Raw genomic sequence first — 21,435 nt, 5'->3', positions numbered from 1 at the left:
CGGCCTCCCCGGTCCCGCGAGGCGCCGCGGTCCCGGTGGGGGCCGACCCGGTCAGCCAGTACCGCTCCCGCTGGAACGGGTAGGTGGGCAGGTCCAGCCGTACCGGGCCGTCCGGCGCGAGGATCGTCTCCCACGGCACGGGTGCGCCCGCGGCGAACAACTCACCGAGGGCGAGCAGCAGCACCTCGGGCTCGTCGTGACCACGCTGCATGGTGGAAGCAACGGTCACCGGCTCCGACGACTCCTGCACGCACTCGCTGGTGGGCAGGGCGAGGCCACCGGGGCCGATCTCCAGGAACGCGGTGACGCCGAGCCCGAGCAGCCGCTTGACACCGTCGTGGAAGCGCACCGGGCGGCGCACGTGCCGCGCCCAGTAGTCCGGGTCGGTGATCTCCTCGGGAGCGACCAGTTCGCCGGTCATGTCGCTGACCAGCGGGATCCGCGGCGCGTGGTGGGTCAAGGTGCGTGCGACCTCGCCGAAGGGCTCCAGTATCGGGTCCATGGCGGCGGAATGGCCGGCCAGGCCGAGCGGCAGTTTCCGGGCCCGCCTCCCGAGCGCCTCACAGGCCCCCACGACGCGCTCGATCGCCTCGTCCGTGCCCGAGACGGCCATCGAGCGCGGTGAGTTGACGGCCGCGATGTCGACGTGCTGCCCGGTCTCGGTGAGGATCTTGCGCAGTTCCTCCTCCGAGAGCGCGATCGACGCCATCGCGCCGCTGGTGCTTTCCATGAGCCGGCCGCGGGCGGCGACCAGGACGGCGGCGTCGGCGAGGTCGAGCACCCCGGCCACGTGCGCGGCGGCCAGCTCGCCGAGGGAGTGCCCCAGCAGGTAGTCCGGGGTCAGGCCCCAGTCCTTGAGCAGTGCCACGGTGGCCACTTCGACGGCGAACAGCGCGGGCTGGGCGAAAGCCGGCCGGGACACGAGTGCGTCGGAGGCCATCGTCTCGATCAGCGGTTCGGGCAGGTGCGGCGCGAACGCCGCGCTGATCTCGTCGAACGCCTCGGCGTACGCGGGGAAAGCCCGGTACATCTGACGGCCCATGTGGGCGCGCTGGGCGCCCTGGCCGCTGAAGAGGAACGCGGTACCGCCGTGCCGGCGGGCGCGGGAGTGGATGACTCCCGCCCCGGTACGCCCGCCCGCCACCAGCTCAAGGCCGCCGAGCAGCTGCTCCCGGCCGGTTCCCACCACGACCGCCCGGTGCGGGTGCTGGTCCCGGGAGGTCGCCAGCACCGCGGCCAGCTCCGCACCGGCTGTTTCGGGGTGCTGCTCGGCGAACCCGCGCAACCGGGCGGCCGACTCCCGCAGCGCCTTCGTGTCCCGTGCGGTGACCAGGAGCGCGGTCGGCACCTCCGGGTCCGCGGACGTCGCCCGGGGCGCGGAGAGCCGGGCCCCGGAAGGGGGGGTCTCCTCCTGTGGCGTCTCGTGGGCGGGTGCGGGGGCCTGTTCGAGCAGGACGTGGGCGTTGGTGCCGCTGATGCCGAAGCCGGAGACCCCGGCGCGGCGCGGTCGCCCGGTGTCGGGCCAGGAGCGGGACTCGGTCAGCAGCCGCACACCGCCCGACGACCAGTCGACCTCCTGGGTGGGTGCGTCCACGTGCAGCGTCCGCGGCAGCCTGCCGTGCCGCATCGCCATGACCATCTTGATCACGCCGGCCAGCCCGGCCGCCGCCTGCGTGTGCCCGATGTTGGACTTCACCGAGCCGAGCCACAACGGCTGGTCGTCCGGCCTGCCCTGGCCGTAGGCGGCCAGCAGCGCCTGTGCCTCGACGGGGTCGCCGAGCCGGGTACCGGTGCCGTGCGCCTCGACCACGTCCACCTGCGGGGCGCTCAGGTCGGCGTCCCGCAACGCCTGGCGGATCACCCGCTGCTGGGAGGGACCGTTGGGGGCGGTCAGCCCGTTGGACGTGCCGTCGGAGTTCACCGCGCTGCCCCGGACCACGGCCAGCACCGGCTCGCCGCGCCGCCTGGCCTCGCTCAGGGGGCGCAGCAGCAGCATGGCCGCGCCCTCGCCCCAGCCGGTGCCGTCCGCGGACTGCGAGAACGCCTTGCACCGCGCGTCCGCCGACAGTCCGCCCTGCTCGTACAGCTCGGCGTAGAGCGCGGGTTCGCCCATGACGCTGACCCCGCCGACCAGCGCCTGCGTGCATTCGCCGTTGCGCAGTGCCCGCACTGCGACGTGGAGCGCGACCAACGAGGACGAGCAGGCGGTGTCGATGGACAGCGCGGGCCCCTCCGTGCCGAGAACGAACGCCAGCCGCCCGGAGGCGACACTGTCCGTGGTGCCGGTCAGCAGATGGCCCATGACCTTCTGCTGCTCGGTCGCGTCCTTGGGCCAGTACCGCTGGGCGGTGATGCCCACGTAGATCCCGGTGGCCGTGCCGCGCAACGACGAGGCAGGCACGCCGGCCCGCTCCAGCACCTCCCACGTGGTCTCCAGCAGCAGCCGCTGCTGCGGATCCATGGCCAGCGCCTCCCTGGGCGACACCCCGAAGAAGCCGGCGTCGAAGGCCGCCGCGTCGGACAGGAAACCGCCCCGCTGACAGATGCCGGGGTCGAAATCGCCGGTGTCCCAGCCCCGGTCGGTGGGGAAGCCGCCGATCATGTCGTGGCCGCCCTCGACCGTGTCCCACAGTCCCTCGGGCGAGTCGATGCCGCCGGCGAAGCGGCACGACATGGCCACGATCGCGATGGGCTCGGTCGCGGCCGACTCCAGTTCGCGCAACCGCTGCCGGGTCTGCTGGAGATCCGTGGTGACCTTCTTGAGGTAACCCACGAGTTTGTCGTCAGTGCTCATGCTCATCTACAACCCCTGGTGGGAGGAGAGTCGATCGGGGGCATCCGGATGTGATCACCGGGGTTCGATGTCGGTACCGCCGTACTCGTTCTCGATGAAGGCGAGGACCTCGTCGATGTCCTGGTCGTCGGTGTCAGCCAGTGCTGACGGCACCGGCGATGTCGGCGCACTTGTCTTCAGCAGCGTCAGGATGCGGCGCACCCGCTGCCCGATCTCCTCGCTCGCCTCGTCACCGTGCGAGAGCGACTCGATCTCGGGTTCGAGCTGGTCCAGCTGCCGCAGGATTCGCTCGGCCCGGCCCAGCTGAGCGGGCGCGAGTCGAGCCAGCAGGTGATCGGCCAGATCGCCGGGTGTCGGATGGTCGTACACCGCGGTCGCGCTGATCCGCAGGCCGGTGGCTGCGTTCAGCCGGTTCCGCAGTTCCACCGCGGTCAGCGAATCGAAGCCCAGCTCCTTGAACTGCCGGTCCTCGTCGATGTCGTCGGCGGCGGTGCGCCGCAGTACCGCGGCGACGTGCGTGCGCACCAGCCCGGTCAGCAGCTCCCTGCGCGCCGGGCCGGTCAGGGTGTCGATCTGCGCGGGCAGTGGCGTGCCGTCGTCCGGGCCGGGCCGCGCGGTGCCGCCCTGAGATCCCCCGCCGGTCCGGAGCACTCCGGCGAGCAGCCGGTTCGGCCGGGTCGCGGTCTGGGTCGCGGCGAATCGGTCCCAGTCGACATCGGCCACCAGCACCGTCCCGGCGTCGGCGCGCAGCACCTGCTCCAGCGCGGCGACGGCCCGCTCGGCCGGCATGGGCAGTACCCCGGTGTGCGCGGTGCGGGCACTGGCGGCATCGCCGGCGGCCATACCGCCCCCTGCCCAGGTACCCCAGGCGACCGCCGTCGCGGGCATCCCCTGTGCGCGCCGCGACGTGACGAGCCCGTCGAGGAAGGCGTTGGCCGCCGCGTATCCGGCCTGACCGGCCGCGCCCACCGTCCCGGCCAGTGAGGAGAACACCACGAACATCGACAGGCCGGCGTCCCGGGTGGCTTCGTGCAGCACGAGCGCCGCGGCTGCCTTGGGCTGCCACACCACGGCCAGGCGCTCGGCGGTGAGCCCGTCCAGGATGCCGTCCTCCAGCACGCCGGCCGTGTGCACGACTCCCGTCAGCGGGAGGTCCTCGGGAAGCGCGGCCAGCATCCGGGCGACCGCGTCGTGATCGGTGACATCGCAGGACACGACGGTGGACTCGGCGCCCAGGTCGAGCAGTTCGGCACGCAACTGCGCCACGCCGTCGGCGTCCGCACCGCGGCGGCTGGCCAGCAGCAGGTGCGGTACCCCGGCCCCGGCCAGCCACCTCGCGGTGTGCCGCCCGAGCGCGCCGGTACCGCCGGTGACGAGCACGGTGCCGTGGTCGGGCACCCGTCCGCCGTTGTCCGGCAGCGCCGTCACCCTGCGCAGGCGACGTGCCCGAGCCCCGTCGGAGCGCAGCGCGACCTGGTCCTCGTCGCCGGCCATGACCACACCGACCAGGTCGGTGACGGTACGGGGTTCGAGCCGCGCCGGCAGGTCGGCCAGGCCGCCCCACTGCTGGGGCAGCTCCAGGGCGGCCACCCGGCCGAGGCCCCACACGGCCGACTGCGCGGGGCTGGTCCGCGCGCTCTCGGACTCGTCGACGGCCACCGCGTTGCGGGTGAGGCACCACAGCGGCGCCTCGGGCAGCAGGTCGGAGAGTGCCTGTGCCGTCGTGGCCGTGGCGAGCACGGCCCCGGGAGCGTCTGCGTCGGACAGCGCCTCGTCCAGCGTGAGCAGCGACAGCACCCCTGCGACGGGCGCGTCCTGCCGGGAGTACGGGGCGAGGCGTTCGGCCAGCGCTGCCCGGTCCAAAGCCGAGAGGTCCACGAGCACCGTTCGGACGTCGCCGCCCCGTTCCGCCAGTTCCGCCGCCAGTTCGGCCGCGGGATCGCTCCCCTCCGGCACCAGCACCAGCCACCGGCCGTCGAGCCGCTGTGCGTCGCACGGTGCGGCGGGCACCCAGTCGATGCCGTAGTTCCACGCCTGGACCGTGTCACCCTGCTGCCGTCGGCGGCGCCACGCGGCCAGCTCGGGCAGCAGGCGGCCCGCCGGGGTCTCGGTGTCCACGCCGGCGCCGGCCAGCATCGGCAGCACCTCGTCGTTCTCCAGCGCCGTCCAGAACTCGGCGTCGAGCGCGTCCGCGTGCCCGTTCCTGGGCTCCTGCCAGAACCGCTGGCGCTCGAAGGGGTACGTGGGCAGGTCCACCCGGCGGGCCCCGGTGTCCGCGAGGACCGCCGGCCAGTCCACGTCGGTGCCCGCGAGCCAGGTCCGTGCCACCGCCGTCACAAGCGTGGACGGCTCGTCCTGCGTCCGGCGCAGCGTCGGCAGCGCCACGACATCGGGGGCGTCGTCGGCGATCTCACCGATCATCGCCGAGAGGATCGCGTCCGGCCCCAGTTCGACGAACGTGGACACGCCGTGACCGCGCAGCCAGGCGACCGCGTCCGCAAAACGCACGGCCGCCCGTGCGTGCTCGGCCCAGTACGCGGGCGAGCCGAACTCCCCGGTGGCCGGGAGACCGGTCACCGTCGACACCACGGGGATCTGCGGTGCCCGCCACTCCAACCGCTGCGTTCGTGCCCGGAATTCCGACACCATCGGTTCCATCAACGGCGAGTGGAAGGCGTGGCTCACCCGCAACCGCCTGGTTTTCACCTGACGGTCCGCGCAGACCTCGACGATCCGTCCGACAGCCTCGCCTGCTCCCGCGACGACCACCGACCGGGGCCCGTTCACGGCCGCGACCGACACCTCCGGTTCGCCTTCCACCAAAGGCGCCACGAACTCCTCGGACGCTTGGACGGACACCATCACGCCCCCCTCGGGCAGCGCCTGCATGAGCGCTCCGCGTGCCACGATCAGCGTGCACGCGTCCGCCAGCGACAGGACGCCGCTGACGTGCGCCGCGGTGATCTCGCCGATGGAGTGCCCGGCGACCTGGTCCGGGCGGACCCCCCAGGCGTGCAGCAGCCGGAACAGGGCGACCTCGACGGCGAACAGCGCGGGCTGAGTGAACTCCGTGCTCTGCAGCCGCTCCGCGTTCTCGAAGAGCACCTCGTGCAGCGGTACGGGCATTCCGGCGTCAAAGAGCGCTTCGGCCACCTCGTCCAGCGCCGCGGCGAACACGGGGAACCGCTCGTACAGCTCCCGGCCCATGTCCGCGCGCTGCGAGCCCTGCCCGGAGAACACGAACGCGACGGGGCCCGGGCTCACTCGCTGGGCCACCGTCTCACCGGCAGCGACCGAGTGCAGCCCGGCCAGCAGCCCGGCCCGGTCGGCGGCCGTCACCACGGCGCCGGTGGTGAACCGGGACCGGCCGGTGGCCAGGGAGAACGCGACGTCGGCCACGGTCAGCTCAGGGCGCTCGGCCACGAACGCGGCCAGCCGGTCGGCCTGGTCGCGGACCGCGGCGGGCGTCCTCGCGGACAGCACGACCGGTACGGGGAACTCCGGGCCCTCCTGCTCCCGGACGGCGGGCTCCGGCCCTGGCTCCGGCTTTTCGATGATCACGTGTGCGTTCGTACCGCTGATGCCGAACGACGACACGGCCGCACGGCGCGGACGCCCGGCGTCCGGCCACTCGTTCGGCTCGGTGACCAGTTCGACGGCACCGGTGGACCAGTCGATGTGCGGCGAGCGCTCCTGCGCGTGCAGCGTCCGGGGCACCGTGCCGTGCGACATGGCCAGCACCATCTTGATCACACCGGTGATCCCTGCCGCCGCCTGGGTGTGGCCGATGTTGGACTTCACCGACCCGAGCAGCAGGGGCCGGGTGCGGTTTTGTCCGTACGTCGAGAGAACCGCGTGCGCCTCGATCGGGTCCCCGAGCGTGGTGCCCGTCCCATGGGCCTCCAGGACATCGACATCGGCGCTGGTCAGGCCGGCCGAGGACAGCGCCTGGTTGATGACCCGCTGCTGCGCCAGACCGCTGGGCGCGGACAGACCGTTGGACGCGCCGTCCTGGTTGATCGCCGAGCCCCGGACCGTGGCCAGCACCTGATGCCCGTTGCGGCGCGCGGCCGACAGCCGTTCCACGATCACCGTCGAGCAGCCTTCGGCCCAGCCCGTGCCGTCCGCCAAGGAGGAGAACGCCTTGCACCGCCCGTCCGCCGACAGCCCTCCCTGGCGGCTGAATTCGAGGAACAGGTCGGGCGTGGACATCACGGCCACGCCGCCCACCACGGCCAGCTCGCATTCGCCCGTGCGCAACGACTGGCCGGCCAGGTGCAGGGCCACCAGCGAGGAGGAACACGCGGTGTCCACCGTGACCGCCGGTCCCTCAAGGCCCATGGTGTAGGCGATGCGGCCCGAGAGGACGCTGGAGGTGTTGCCCGTCAGCAGGTAGCCCTCCAGCCCTTCGCCGCCGCCTTCCAGATAGCCGCCGTGGCTGGCGCCCATGAACACCCCGGTACGGCTGCCCTGCAGCGATGCCGGCACGATCTGGGCGTGCTCCAGGGCTTGCCACGAGGTCTCCAGCACCAGCCGCTGCTGCGGGTCCATGGCCAGTGCCTCGCGCGGGGAGATGCCGAAGAAGTCGGCGTCGAACTCGGCGGCCTCGTGGAGGAATCCGCCCGAGGCGGTCGCGCAGCCTGCCGCGGCCAGTCCGGCGAGATCCCAGCCCCGGTCCGTGGGCAGACCGCCGACGGCGTCCGTCCCGGACGTCAGCAACTGCCAGAACTCCTCGGGAGAGCCGACGCGGCCGGGCAGCCGGCAGGCCATTCCGACGATCACCACGGGGTCGTCGTCGAGATCGTCACCGTGGGCGGCCACCGTGGCCGCGGTGGCCGCGTGCGCCGCGTCGTCGCCGAGCAGCTGTCCGAGGATGTGGTCGGCCAGCGCGCCGGGCGTGCTGTAGTCGAAGACCACGGTCGCCGGCAGCCGCAGCCCGGTCGCGGCGGTGACCCGGTTACGCAGTTCGAGCGCCGTCAGCGAGTCGAAGCCCTGGTCCTTGAAGGCCGTGTCGGCCCGGACGTCCTCGGCGTCGGAATGGCCGATCACCGCCGCGACCAGCCGGGACACCAGCTCCTGCATCTCCCGGGCACGCTCCGCGGGCGGCATGGCCGTCAGCCTGGCGGCGAGACCGTCCTGTCCGGCCAAGTCCGCGGCGGCCGCGGTGCGCCGGACCGGCCGCGAGCGCGGGGCGAGGTCCTTCACGACCGGGGAGGGGTGCGCGTTCGCGCGAAGCGCCCGCTGGTCGAGCCGGATGGGCGAGACCACCGCCCGATGCGCGGCGAGCGCCGCGTCGAACAGTTCGACGCCGACCTCGGCAGGCATCTCGGACAGGCCGATGCGCGCCATGCGCCGCATGTCCTCCTCGGTCAGCCGGCCGGTCATGCCGACTTCCCGGGACCAGGTGCCCCAGGGCAGGGCGATCGCGGGCAGCCCCAACGACCGCCGGTAGTCCGCCAGGCCGTCCAGGAACGTGTTGCTCGCCGCGTACGCGGCCTGACCCGGGCTGCCCAGGATGCCCGCCGCCGAGGAGAACAGCACGAACCACGACAGGTCCGCGTCCCTGGTCAGCTCGTGCAGGTGCCAGGCCCCGTCCAGCTTCGGCGACAGCACCGCTTCGACCGTCTCGCCGCTCAACGATGCGACGGTCGCGTCCAGCAGCACGCCCGCGGTGTGCACGACCCCGGTCAGCGGGTGCTGGGCCGGGACGGCCGCCAGCACCTCGGCCAGCGCGTCCCGGTCGGTGACGTCGCAGGCCACCGCCTGCACCGTGGCGCCGAGCGCGGTCAGGTCCGCGACCAGTTCTTCCGCTCCGGGCGCCGCGGCGCCCCCGCGGCTGACCAGCAGCAGGTTCCGCACTCCGTGCCCGGTGACGAGATGCCGGGCGAACAGTGCGCCGAGACCGCCGGTACCACCGGTGATCAGCACGGTGCCCTCGGGGTCGAGCGGCCTCGGCACGGTCAGCACGACCTTGCCGACGTGCTTGGCCCGGCTCATGAACCGGAACGCCTCGGGCGCCCGCCGTATGTCCCAGGTCGTCAGCGGCAGCGGAGCCACCGAGCCGGCCTCGAACAGCTCCGCGAGCACGTCCAGCATCCGCGCGGTCCGCTCGGGGCCCACCGTCATCAGGTCGAAGGCGGTGTAGGTGACGCCGGGGTGGCGTGTCCCGACCTCGTGGGCGTCGCGGAGGTCGGTCTTGCCCATCTCCACGAATCGCCCGCCGTCAGCCAGCAGCCGCAGCGACGCGTCGACGTACTCGCCGGCCAGCGAGTTCAGTACCACGTCGACACCGCGCCCGCCGGTCACCGCGCCGAAGGACCGCTCGAAGCCGAGGTCCCGGGACGAGGCGATGTGGTCGTCGGCGAGGCCCAGCGCACGCAACTGGTCCCACTTGGCCGGGCTCGCGGTGGCGAACACCTCGGCGCCCAGGTGACGGGCGAGTTGGATGGCCGCCATGCCGACACCACCCGCCCCGGCGTGTACCACCACGGATTCCCCGGCCTGCAGCGAGGCGATCTCGACCAGGCCGTGGTACGCGGTCAGGTAGGCGGCCGCCACCGTGCCCGCCTGGGCGAACGACCAGCCGCCGGGTATGCGCGTGAGCAGCCTCTCGTCGGTGACCATGACCGGGCCCGCGCCACTGGTGTGGAACATGCCGGTCACCCGGTCGCCCGGGCGCAGCCGGGTCACACCGGAGCCGGCCTCGGTGACGACACCCGCCGCCTCGGTGCCCAGCAGATCGTTCTGTCCGGGGATCATGCCCAGGGCGTTGACCACGTCCCGGAAGTTCAGGCCCACCGCGCGCACGGACACCCGCACCTCGTCAGGGCCGAGCGCCCGGGCCGCCTCGGCAGTGGGCCGCAGCGCCAGCTTGTCGAGCGAACCCTTCTCGGTGATCTCCAGCCGCCATGCCTGCTCCTCGCCCGGCACCGGAAGGAGGTCGTCGGCGGACACCCGGGCGTAGCGGGGGGTGAGCGGTGTGCCGTCGCGCAGCGCCACCTGTGCCTCCCCCGTCGCCACGGCCTCCGCCAACAGCGCGTCGGTGGCCTCGGCGTCCGGTTCGACGTCCACGAGCACGAACCGGCCCGGGTGCTCGGTCTGTGCCGAGCGCACCAGCCCCCACACGGCGGCACCGCCCAGGTCGCGCACCGGCTCCGCGACGGTGGTACTCACCGCGCCGCAGGTGACGACGACCAGGCACGCGTCGTCGTCGTGGGCGCGCGCCAGCCACCCCTGCACCAGTGCCAGCGCCTCGGTCACGGCCGCCCGCACCCGGGTGCCGGCCGAGCCCGTCCCGGCTCCGATCCGGGCCACCTCGATCGTCGGCGGGGTCCGGTCGGCCGTTCGCTCCTGCACGGCGGGCCAGGTCAGCCCCAACAGCAGGTCGTCGCGGCGACGCCCGGAGGCCGGCAAGGTGCCGGGCGCGACCGGGCGCACCGTCATCTCGGCGAGCGAGAGCACCGGCCGTCCCGCCGGGTCCGCCAGATCGGCGGCCACCGCTTCCGGCCCGAGTGTGGTCATCCGGACCCGGACGGTACGTGCTTGGACCGCGTGCACGGTGACCCCGCTGAACGCGAACGGCAGCCAGCCCTGTTCCGGTTCGGCGAGCCCGCTGTAGCCGCCCGCGTGCAGCGCCGAGTCCAGCAGTGCCGGGTGGATCAGGAAGCGCTCCGTCTCGCCGGCCACGTCCTCGGCCAGCACGGCCTCGGCGAACACCTCGTCGCCGCGCCGCCACACCGGCCCCAGCCCCCGGAACGGCCCGGCGTAGCCGAAACCGGCCGCCGCCCGCTCCGGGTAGTAGTCGTCGGCCGCCACCGGCTGCGCGCCGGCCGGCGGCCAGGCACCGCCGGCCCAGTCGGTCTCCGCCTCCGCGGCCGGGGTGAGGACGCCGTCGGCGTGGCGCGTCCACTCCTCCTCGTCGTCGCCGCACGCATACACCTCGATGGTCCGGGCCCCGGCGCCGTCCGGTTCACCGACCACGACCTGGAGCCGCACCCCGCCCTCCTCGGGCAGGACAAGTGGCGCGTGCAGCGCCAGTTCACCGATGCGCGGGCACCCCACGTCCTCGCCCGCCCTGGAGGCCAGCTCGACGAACCCGGTACCGGGGAACACCGCGGCACCGTGCACCCGGTGGCCGTCCAGCCACGGTTGCGCGCGCAGGGACAGCCGGCCGGTGAACACGTGGCCGCCGCCCTGCGGCAGTTCCGTGCACGCGGCGAGCAGCGGGTGCCCCACCGCGCGCAGGCCGGTCGCCGCCAGGTCGGAGGCGGTCGCCGCCTGCGACGGCCAGAACCTCTGCCGCTGGAACGCGTACGTCGGAAGGGCCACCCGTCGTGCGGCGCCGTCCGCGGGCTGCACCGGCGGCCAGTCCACGGGCACCCCGTGCACGTACAGCTGCGCCAGCGCGGTCATCAGCTGGACTTCTTCGTCCTTCTGCCGCCGCAGCGTCCCGGTCACCACGGCCACGGCGCCCAGCGACTCGGCGACCTCCTGGACCGGCACGGTGAGCAACGGGTGCGGGCTGATCTCGACGAACGTCCGCAGCCCCGCTGAGAGCAGGCTGCGTACGGCGGGTGCGAAGCGCACGGTCCGGCGCAGATTGCGGAACCAGTACCGGGCGTCGAGCGGCTCGTCCGGAGTGATCCAGGCATCGTCGACCGTGGAGTAGAACGGGACCCCGGGTGCCTGGGGCGACAGCGGGGCGAGCAGCTGCATCAGCTCGTCGTGCAGCGCTTCCATCTCGCCCGAGTGCGACGCGTAGTCCACCTCGACGCGGCGGAACCTGACCTCCCGCTCGGTCAACGCCGACAGCACGTCGTCCAACGGTCCGTTCGGCCCCGCGATCACCACCGAGCGCGGGCCGTTGAGCGCGGCGATCGACACGTCGTGGACCGCGCTCAGCAGCGGTTCGATCTCCTCGGCCGGCAGGGACACCGAGACCATGCCGCCGGAGCCGGCCACGGCGCCCAGCGCGCGGGCCCGCAGCGCCACCGCTCGCGCGCCGTCCGCCAGTGACAGCGCCCCCGCCACGCAGGCCGCCGCGATCTCGCCCTGCGAGTGCCCGACGACCGCGGCCGGGCGCACCCCGTGCGCCTCCCACACGGCGGCCAGCGACACCATCACCGCCCACAGCGCCGGTTGCACCACGTCCACCCGGGCCAGCAGCTCCGCGTCCTCCAGCGCGTCGGTGAGCGACCAGTCCACGAAGGGTGCGAGGGCCCGCTCACACTCCGCCAGCTTCGCGGCGAACACCGGTGAGACCGCGGCCAGTTGCCGTCCCATGCCGAGCCATTGCGCACCCTGCCCCGGGAAGACGAACACCACGCCGCCCGTGGCCTCCGCCACGCCGGTGACCACGTCCGCCTCGCCCGCACCCTCGGCGAGCGCGCTCAGCCCCACGACCAGTTCCCCGTGGTCGCGGACCACGACCGCGGCCCGGTGGTCGAACAGGCCACGGGTGGTGCGCATGGCCACCGCCACGTCGGCCGGGCGAAGCGCCGGGTCGGCGACGAGCAGCCGGGCCAGGCGCGCGGCGTTGTCCCGTACCGCCGCCGCCGACCTGCCGGACACCACGACGGGCACAGCCGTCGCCGGGGCGTCCTGGGCCGCGGCGTCGCGGTGCGCCGGGTCCGCCGGCCGGCCGTCCTTCGCGGCGGCGCCGGCAGGGGCCTGCTCCAGGATGACGTGCGCGTTGGTGCCGCTGATCCCGAAGGCCGACACCGCGGCGCGCCGCGGACGTGACGCCTCGGGCCACGCGGTATGGCCGGTGAGGAGTTCGACCGCGCCCGCCGACCAGTCCACGTGGGGGGTGCGCTCGTCCGCGTGCAGCGTCCTCGGCAACTCGCCCGCGCGCAGGGCCAGTACCGTCTTGATCACACCGGCGATCCCGGCCGCCGCCTGGGTGTGGCCGATGTTGGACTTCACCGAGCCCAGCAGCAGCGGCTGCTGCCGCCCCTGACCGTAGGTGGCCAGCAGTGCCTGCGCTTCGATCGGGTCGCCCAGCGAGGTGCCGGTGCCATGCGCCTCCACGGCGTCCACGTCGGCCGGTTCCAGACCGGCCTGCGCGAGCGCGGCCCGGATGACCCGTTGCTGTGCGGGGCCGCTCGGCGCCGACAGTCCGTTGGAGGCACCGTCCTGGTTCGTGGCGGAGCCCGCGATCACCGCGAGGACCTCGTGCCCGTTGCGTCGTGCGTCCGAGAGCCGCTCCAGCAGCACCAGCCCGGCGCCCTCGCTCCAGCCCGTGCCGTCGGCGCCCGCGCCGAACGCCTTGCACCGCCCGTCGGGCGACAGCGCGCCCTGGCGGGACATCTCGATGAACAGGTTCGGCGTGGTCATCACGGTCACACCGCCGGCCAGCGCGAGCGAGCACTCGCCCTCCCGCAGTGCCTTGACCGCCAGGTGCAGCGCGACCAGCGACGACGAGCAGGCGGTGTCCACCGACACGGCGGGCCCTTCCAGCCCGAGCGTGTAGGCCAGCCTGCCGGACAGCACGCTGGAGGCCGTGCCGGTGGTGATGTGCCCCTCGGTGTCCTCGGCCGCCCCGCGCAGCAGCGACACGTAGTCCTGGCCGTTGGTTCCCACGAACACTCCGGTGGCGCTGCCGCGGCGGGTGGCCGGGTCGATCCCGGCCCGCTCCAACGCCTCCCAGGCCAGTTCCAGAAGAATGCGCTGCTGTGGGTCCATGGCCAGCGCCTCGCGCGGCGATATCCCGAAGAAGGCGGCGTCGAACTCGGCGGCCCGGTCCAGGAAGCCGCCCACCCGTACGTGCGTGGTGCCCGCGTGCGAGGGGTCCGGGTCGAACAGCCCGTCCAGCTGCCACCCCCGGTCGGTGGGGAAGTCCGTCAGCGCCTCGCCGCCCTCGCCCACCAGCCGCCACAGATCCTCCGGGCTCTCGACGCCCGCCGGGAACCGGCAGGACATCGAGACCACCGCGACCGGGTCGTCGACGAGGGACTGCGCGGTGACGGGACGGGGCGCCTCGGCGCTCGCCGCACCGAAGTGCGCGGCCAGGATGTGCTGCGTGATCGCATCCGGGGTGGGGTGGTCGAACACGAGGGTGCGGGGCAGCTCCAGGTCGAGCAGCGCGGCGAGACGATTGCGGAACTCGACGGCGGCCAGCGAGTCGAAGCCCTGCTCACGCAGCGCGCGGCCGGTGTCCACGGCGGTGGTCGTGCCGTGACCGAGCACCGAGGCGGCCTGATCGCGGACGACGGCCGCGAGCCGGACCGTCCGCTCGTCCGCTCCCAGCCCGTGCAGTTCGGCGCCGAGCCCTGTCCGCGGGGCGGCCGGTCCGTCCGTCGTGTTCTCCTCGCGAAAATCGCTCAGCTCCGCGAACAGCCGGTCCGGGCGTACCGCGGCGACCGAGGACAGCAGGCGGGACCAGTCCACGTCCACGGCGACCGCCGTCGGTACGTCGCTCCGCGCGACCAGTGCGCCCAGCGCGGCAAGGGCCGGCTCCGGCGCCAGGTCGGTGAGGCCGAGCCTGCGCATGCGTCGGTCTGCCGCGTCCCGCGCGGCCATCCCGTCGCCGGCCCACGGCCCCCACGCGACGGAGACCGCCGGCAGGCCCTGTGCGGCACGGTGCTGGGCGAGAGCGTCCAGGTAGGCATTGGCTGCCGCGTAGTTCGCCTGGCCCGCGTTGCCCATGACCCCGGTGAACGACGAGAACAGCACGAACGCGCTCAGGTCGAGGTCGTAGGTCAGCTCGTGCAGGTTGCGCGCGCCCGCGGCCTTCGGTGCGGCGACGGCACGTATCCGCTCCGGCGTCAGATCCATGAGCAGGCCGTCGTCCACCGTGCCCGCCGCGTGCAGGACGGCGGTGAGCGGCATGTCCGCCGGAATGCCGGCGAGCAGCCGGCGCAGCGCGTCCCGGTCGGCCACGTCACACGCCTCGATGCTGACCCGCGCGCCGAGGCCGGACAGCTCGGCCTCCAGCTCGGCGGTCGCCGCGGACCGGCCGGAGCGGCTGACCAGCAGAACGTGCTCCGCGCCGAGCCCGGCCACCCACCGGGCGGTGTGTGCGCCCAGTGCCCCGGTGCCGCCGGTGATCAGCACCGTGCCGGTCGGCTGCCACGTCCGCTCGGCGCCGCTGAGGCGGGCGGGCAGCGGAACCAGCCGCCTGGCGTACAACGCGGACCCGCGGACGGCGAGCTGGTCCTCGGCCCCCGCACCACCCAGCGCCTGGACCAGCAGGCGGGCGAGGCGGTCGTCGGGCGAGGCCGGCAGATCGGCCATGCCGCCCCACAGGCCGGGGTGTTCCAGCGCCACCACCCGGCCGAGTCCCCACAGCTGCGCCTGCTCCGGGTTCTCCAGGGTCTCCCCGGCCACGGCGACGGCGCCCGTGGTCAGGCACCACAGCCGGGTGGGCGGTTCCAGCCCGGCCAGGTCCTGGACCAGGGCGACGGTCGCCTCCACCGACTCCAGCAGGGACAGCACGATGTCCGCCGGCGCTTCGTCGAACCGCTCACGCAGCCGTGCCGCGAGCGACCCTGTGCCGGTCGTGACCACGCGTACCGCCACCGACTCGGCGGCCAGCGCGCTTTCGATCGACGCCGCCAGGGCGCGCACCCGGTCGTCCGGGGGCACGACCAGCAGTGCGCCACCGCGTGCCGCTGAGCGGGCCGGGGTGACCGGGTGCCACTCGACCCGGTGCAGCCACGATGTCGCGGTCGCCGCACGATGTCGTTCGGCCCGCCAGGAGCCCAGGGCCTCGACGACGTCGTGGAACGGCTGGTCGGCTTCCACACCGAGCGCACGGCTCAGCTCGGCCACGTCGCCGCGGCCGACCGCCGCCCAGAAGCCGTCATCCGGCGTGGCGGACACCTCGCGGCCGCTCTCGTCGGCCGCGGTCCAGAACCGCTGCCTGCGGAACGGATAGGTGGGCAGCGCGACAGGACGGGCATCCGTCCCCCGGAAGTAGCCGTGCCAGTCCACCTCGACACCACGGCTGTGCAGCCGGGCCGCCAGCGTGGCCACCGAACGCTGCTCGGAGCCATCGCGGCGCAGCGTGGGCAGGACCGTCGTGGCGAGGGTGTCGGCCAGCACCTGCCGGGCCATCCCCGAGAGCACCGCGTCCGGGCCGACTTCGACGAAAACCGTCGCGCCCGCCCGGCGCAGCGCGGTGACGCCGTCGCCGAAGCGCACGGCCCGCCGCACGTGGGACACCCAGTACTCGGGGGTGCACACCTCGTTCCCCGCAAGCGCTCCCTGGACGTTGGAGACGATCGGCACACTCGGTTCGGCGAACTCGACCCCGCGCAGCACCTCGGCGAATTCCGCGAGCATCGGATCCATCAGCGCCGAGTGGAACGCGTGACTCACCGGCAGCTCACTGGTACGGGCGCCTCGCGAGGCGAACTCGGCCGCGAGCGCGCGCACGGCGTCCGTCGTACCGGAGAGCACCACCGCGGACGGACCGTTCACCGCCGCGATGTCCACCTCGGCGCCGGGAGAGTTCTCCCGCAGCCGGTCCAGCACCGCTGCCTCGGACGCCTCCACCGCGACCATGGTGCCGCCCGGCAGGTTCTGCATGAGCCGGCCTCGGGCCGCGACCACGGCGCACGCGTCGGCCAGCGACCACACGCCCGCGACATGCGCGGCGGCCAGCTCGCCGATCGAGTGGCCGATGAGCAGGTCGGGCCGTACTCCCCAGGACTCCAGCAGCCGGACGAGCGCGACCTCGACCGCGAACAGCGCGGGCTGGGTGTATCCGGTCTCGTTCAGCTCCTGCGGGTCCTCGTCGATCACCTCTTTCAACGGACGTGCCAGCAGGCCGTCGAACTCGGCGCACACGGTGTCGAACCACTGGGCGAACACCGGATACGCGCGATACAGCTCGCTGCCCATGCGGTGCCGTTGGGAGCCCTGGCCGGAGAAGAGAAAGGCCACGGTGTGCGACCCCGCCTTGTCCCTGGGCAGCGCGGGCGCCCCATCGGCCAGCCGGAGCAGTCCTTCGCGAGCCGTCCCGGCGTCGGTGCCGAGCACGGCGGCCCGGTGGGGCAGCCCGGTACGGGTGGTCGCCAGCGAGTACGCCATGTCCAGAGGCCGCAGGCCCCCGTTGCCCAGCGCGTGCGCCAGTCGGCGCGCGTGGTCGGCCAGCGCCTCGGGATCGGCGGCCGACAGCACCAGCGGCACCGCCGGGGCGTCCCCGGCCCCGGCCGTCTCGTCGACGGCTCGTACGAGGGCACCGGGTCCGTCCACGGGGACGCCCGCGGCCGCCCCGTCCCAGGGCTCCTCGATGATGACGTGCGCGTTCGTACCGCTGATGCCGAACGACGACACACCCGCTCGGCGAGGACGGGCACCCTCGCGCCACGGGCGCGCGTCGGTCAGCAGCCGCACCTGCCCCGAGGACCAGTTCACGTGCGGGGTCGGGCGGTCCACATGCAGCGTCCTGGGCAGCATGCCGTGCCGCATGGCCAGAATCATCTTGATGACGCCGGCCACTCCGGCGGCGGCCTGGGTGTGCCCGATGTTCGACTTGGCGGAGCCCAGCCATAACGGCTCGGCACGGTCGTGGCCGTAGGCCGCGAGCAGCGCCTGGGCCTCGATCGGGTCGCCCAGCGTGGTTCCGGTTCCGTGTGCCTCGACGGCGTCGACCTCGTCGGGCCGCAGCCCGGCCGCGGCCAGCGCGTCGCGGATCACCCGCTGCTGCGAGGGGCCGTTCGGCGCGGTCAGGCCGTTGGAACGCCCGTCGGAGTTGACCGCGCTGCCGCGCAGTACCGCGAGTACCTCGTGTCCGTTGCGGCGGGCGTCGGAGAGCCGCTCCAGGAGCAGCACGCCCGCTCCCTCGGACCATCCCGTCCCGTTCGCGCCCTCGGCGAACGCCTTGCACCTGCCGTCCGGTGACAGCCCCTGCTGGGCGGCGAACTCGACGAAGATCCCCGGCCTGGCCATCACGGTGACGCCGGCCGCGACCGCCATCTCGCACTCGCCGGAGCGCAGCGCCCCGGCCGCCTGGTGCAGGGCCACCAGCGAGGACGAGCAGGCGGTGTCGACCGTGACGGCCGGCCCCTCGAAGCCGAACGTGTACGCGATGCGGCCGGAGAGCAGACTCGCGGTGACGCCGGTGAGCACGTGGCCGCGCACCGTCTCGTCGCCTTCGTGCTGGCGCGGCCCGTAGTCCTGGGACATGGCGCCCACGAACACGCCGACCCTGTGGTCCGGCAGCCGGGCGGGATCGACCGCGGCGTTCTCGAACGCCTCCCACACGGCCTCCAGCAGTACGCGCTGCTGCGGGTCCATCGCCGTGGCCTCGCGGGGCGAGATACCGAACAGGCCGGCATCGAAGTCGGCCGCGTCGTGCAGGAACCCGCCCGCGCGGGGCACGGCGTCAGGAAGTGCGTCCACCGGCCAGCCCCGGTCGGCCGGAAAGCCGCCGATCGCGTCGCCTTCCGCGGCCAGCAGCGACCAGTACTCCTCGGGCGAGCGCACTTGGCCGGGCAGCCGGCAGGCCATCGCCACGATCGCGATCGGGTCGTCGTGCGAGGCCCGGGCCGGGGCCACACGAGTCGGCGCGGCCTGTGACGAGTCGGTGTCCAGCAGTGCTGCCAGCAGTTCCACGACCGCGTTCGGCGTGGGGTGGTCGAACATGAGGGTGGTGGGCAGTTCGAGCCCGGTCGCCGTCGCGAGCCTGTCGCGTAGTTCAACCGCGAGCGCGGAGTCGAACCCCACGTCGCGGAAACTCGTGGTGGGCGGCAGTTCGACGGGGTCGTCGTCCCCCAGTACGGCGAGGGCCTGCTCCCGGACGAGCTTCAGCAGCGCCGCCTGTCGCCCGGGGCCGCCCGCGGCGGCGGCCGGCTCGGGGCGGACCGCCGGCGACGACGGGCCCGGTTCCCCGTCGTGTCCCGGCTCGTGCCGGTGGGTGACCGACGCCCGCCGGCGGGTCGCGACACCGCCGCCGGTGGTTCCCAGCGCGCGGCGCTGGAAGGCGTAGTACGGCAGGTCGACGCGCAGGGGGCGGTGAGCGGCGAGTACGGCGGTCCAGTCGACCTCGACTCCCAGGCAGTGTGCCCGAGCGAGCGCGCCGAGATACCGGCGCCACCCGCCGTCGTTCCTGCGCAGCGTCGGCAGCGCTTCGGCGGCCGTGTCGCGCTGCCGCGCCATCTCGGTGACCCCGAACGTGAGCACCGGGTGCGGGCTGATCTCGATGAACACCTGGTGTCCCCGGTCGAGAAGCGCCTGCACGGCGGTGTCGAACCGGACGGGGCTGCGCAGATTGCGGTACCAGTACGCGGAGTCCAACTGGCTGCCGTCCACCGGCAGGCCAGTGACCGACGACATGATGGCGACGTCGGTCGCGGCCGGGGTGACACCAGCCAGGACCTCGGCGAGTTCGTCCCGCAGCGGCTCCACCGCGGGCGAGTGGGACGCGTAGTCGATCGGCACCCACTGGGCCCGCACACCGCGCTGCTCGCACCGCGTCACCAGCTCCGTCAGTTCGGCGCGCGGGCCGGCCACGACGGTGGTGCTGGGTCCGTTGACCGCGGCGACCGTGAGCGCACCGGACCACTCCCGCAACCACCCCTCGGTCTCGTCGACGGGCAGTACGAGGGTGACCAGGCCGGTGTGCCCGGCGAGTTCGGTGAGCGCGCGCGCTCGCCGCGCCACGATGCGCGCACCGTCCTGCAGCGACAGCGCGCCCGCCACGACTGCCGCGGCGATCTCGCCCTGGCTGTGTCCGACCACCGCGGAAGGCTCGACCCCGCAGGCTCGCCACAACGCGGCCAGTGACACCATCACCGCGAAGAGGACGGGCTGCACGACTCCGTCGCCCAGTTCCAAGGTCGGTGCGTCCGGCTCGCCGCGCAGAACCGCGGACAGGGACCAGTCGACGAACGGGCTCAGCGCCGTCTCGCAATCCGCGATGGACCGGGCGAAGACGGGTGAGGAATCCATCAGTTCGGCGGCCATCCCCGCCCACTGCGAGCCCTGGCCGGGGAAGACGAAGACCGGTCCGGACACGTCCAGCGGCCGACCGCCCGTCACGGACTTCAGGGGAGTGCCGTCCGCCAGGGCGTCCAGCCCGCGCATCAGTTCCGCCAGGTCACCGCCGACCACCGCGCCGCGATGGGGCAGGTGGGTACGGCATGTGGCGAGCGAGAACGCCACATCGGCCGGTTTCGTGTCGGGCCGGTCGGCCAGCAGGGCGGACAGAGCCCGTGCCTGGCCCGCGAGCGCCGCCTCGCTGTGGCCGGAGAGCACCCAGGCGAGCGGCGCCGTCCCGGTGGCCGGCTCGGGACCCCCGTCCGGTGCGGGACCCTCCGGTGCGCGCTGTGCGACGTGTTCCCTGAGCACGAGGTGACAGTTGGTACCGCCGATACCGAACGAGCTGACTCCGGCCACCCTCAGCCGCTCGGCGGACCACGGCTGTGACTCGCGCTGCAGACTGAGCCTCAGCCCGTCGAGGTCTATGCGCGGATTGGGCACCTCGAAGTTGAGGCTCGGCACCAACTCGGCGTGGTGGAGGCACAGCACGGTCTTGATCAGCCCTGCGATGCCGGCCGCGCCTTCCAGGTGGCCGATGTTGGTCTTCACCGACCCGACCCGCAGCGGTGGGCCGTCCTGGCGCGACGCGCCGAACACGGCGCCCAGCGCGGCAGCCTCGACGGGGTCGCCCTGCGCGGTTCCGGTGCCGTGCAGCTCGACGTAGTCCACGGCGGACGGTTCCACCCCGGCACTACGGTGGGCGAGGCGCAGTACCTCGGCCTGCGCGCGCTCGTCCGGGACCGTGAACCCCGGGCCCCCGCCGTCGTTGTTCACCGCGCCTCCGGCGAGCACGGCATAGATGCGGTCACCGTCGGCCACCGCGTCCGACAGCAGACGCAGCATCACGGCCCCGCCGCCCTCGGCGCGCACATAGCCGTTGGCACGCGCGTCGAAGGTGTAGCAGTGCCCGTCGGGTGATAACGCGCCTGCCTTGTCGACGGTCAGCGTGCCCTCGTGCGTGAGGATCAGGTTGACACCGCCCGCGACCGCGGCCGAACATTCGCCCCGCCGCAGGCTCTCCGCCGCGAGGTGCACGGCGACCAGCGAGGAGGACTGCCCGGAGTCGACCACCAGGCTGGGCCCTTGCAGGCCGAGGGCGTAGGAGACACGGTTCGCGATGCCGCTGCGCAGCATTCCGGTCAGGCTGTGGGGAGAAAGCGCCGCAGGGCCCTGGTCGTGCACGACGGTTGCGAACTCGGTGCCGATGGAGCCGACGAACACTCCGGTGTCGGAGTGCCTGAACCGGACGTCCGGCCAGCCTGCGTCCTCGAAGACCTCCCAGCCCAGCTCCAGCATGAGCCGCTGCTGCGGATCCATCGCGGCCGCCTCACGCCGCGAGATCCCGAAGAAGCCCGCGTCGAACTCGTCTACGGAGTCGACGAAGCCGGCACGCGGCCCGATGGAGGCGGCGGACAGTGCCGCCCGCCTGTTCTCGGGGACCTCGCAGACACTCTCCGTCCCGGACCTGAGCAACTGAAGGAACTGTCGGTGGTCACTCGCCCCGGGCAGTCGGCAGGATATTCCGACAATCGCCACTGGTTCCGCCGGGCGCGACGCCCCACCGCGTGCACTGTCGACTGACATAAGGCGTTGTCAACCTTTCCGAGGTTTTGGCGATCTCGTTCGGTTCAAGAAAGTTCGCCGCCTGTTCAGCC

Annotated in this window: 1 protein-coding gene and 1 pseudogene; both read right to left on the bottom strand. The window is 73.6% G+C overall.

Annotation, left to right across the window (positions count from 1 at the left end):
- Positions 1 to 154 precede the first annotated feature (154 nt).
- Positions 155 to 2,773, bottom strand: a pseudogene (locus ACFYPJ_RS20605) (type I polyketide synthase); the annotation flags it as partial.
- Between the two features lie 75 nt (positions 2,774 to 2,848).
- On the bottom strand, positions 2,849 to 21,364 hold the full coding sequence (locus tag ACFYPJ_RS20600; RefSeq protein ID WP_389018934.1) for a type I polyketide synthase: 18,516 nt from the start codon (positions 21,362 to 21,364) through the stop codon (positions 2,849 to 2,851).
- Positions 21,365 to 21,435: the final 71 nt, after the last annotated feature.

Source organism: Streptomyces sp. NPDC006012 (assembly GCF_042871185.1).
In the GTDB taxonomy this organism is placed as follows: Bacteria; Actinomycetota; Actinomycetes; order Streptomycetales; family Streptomycetaceae; genus Streptomyces.
This window is presented reverse-complemented; position numbering and strand designations above follow the sequence as displayed.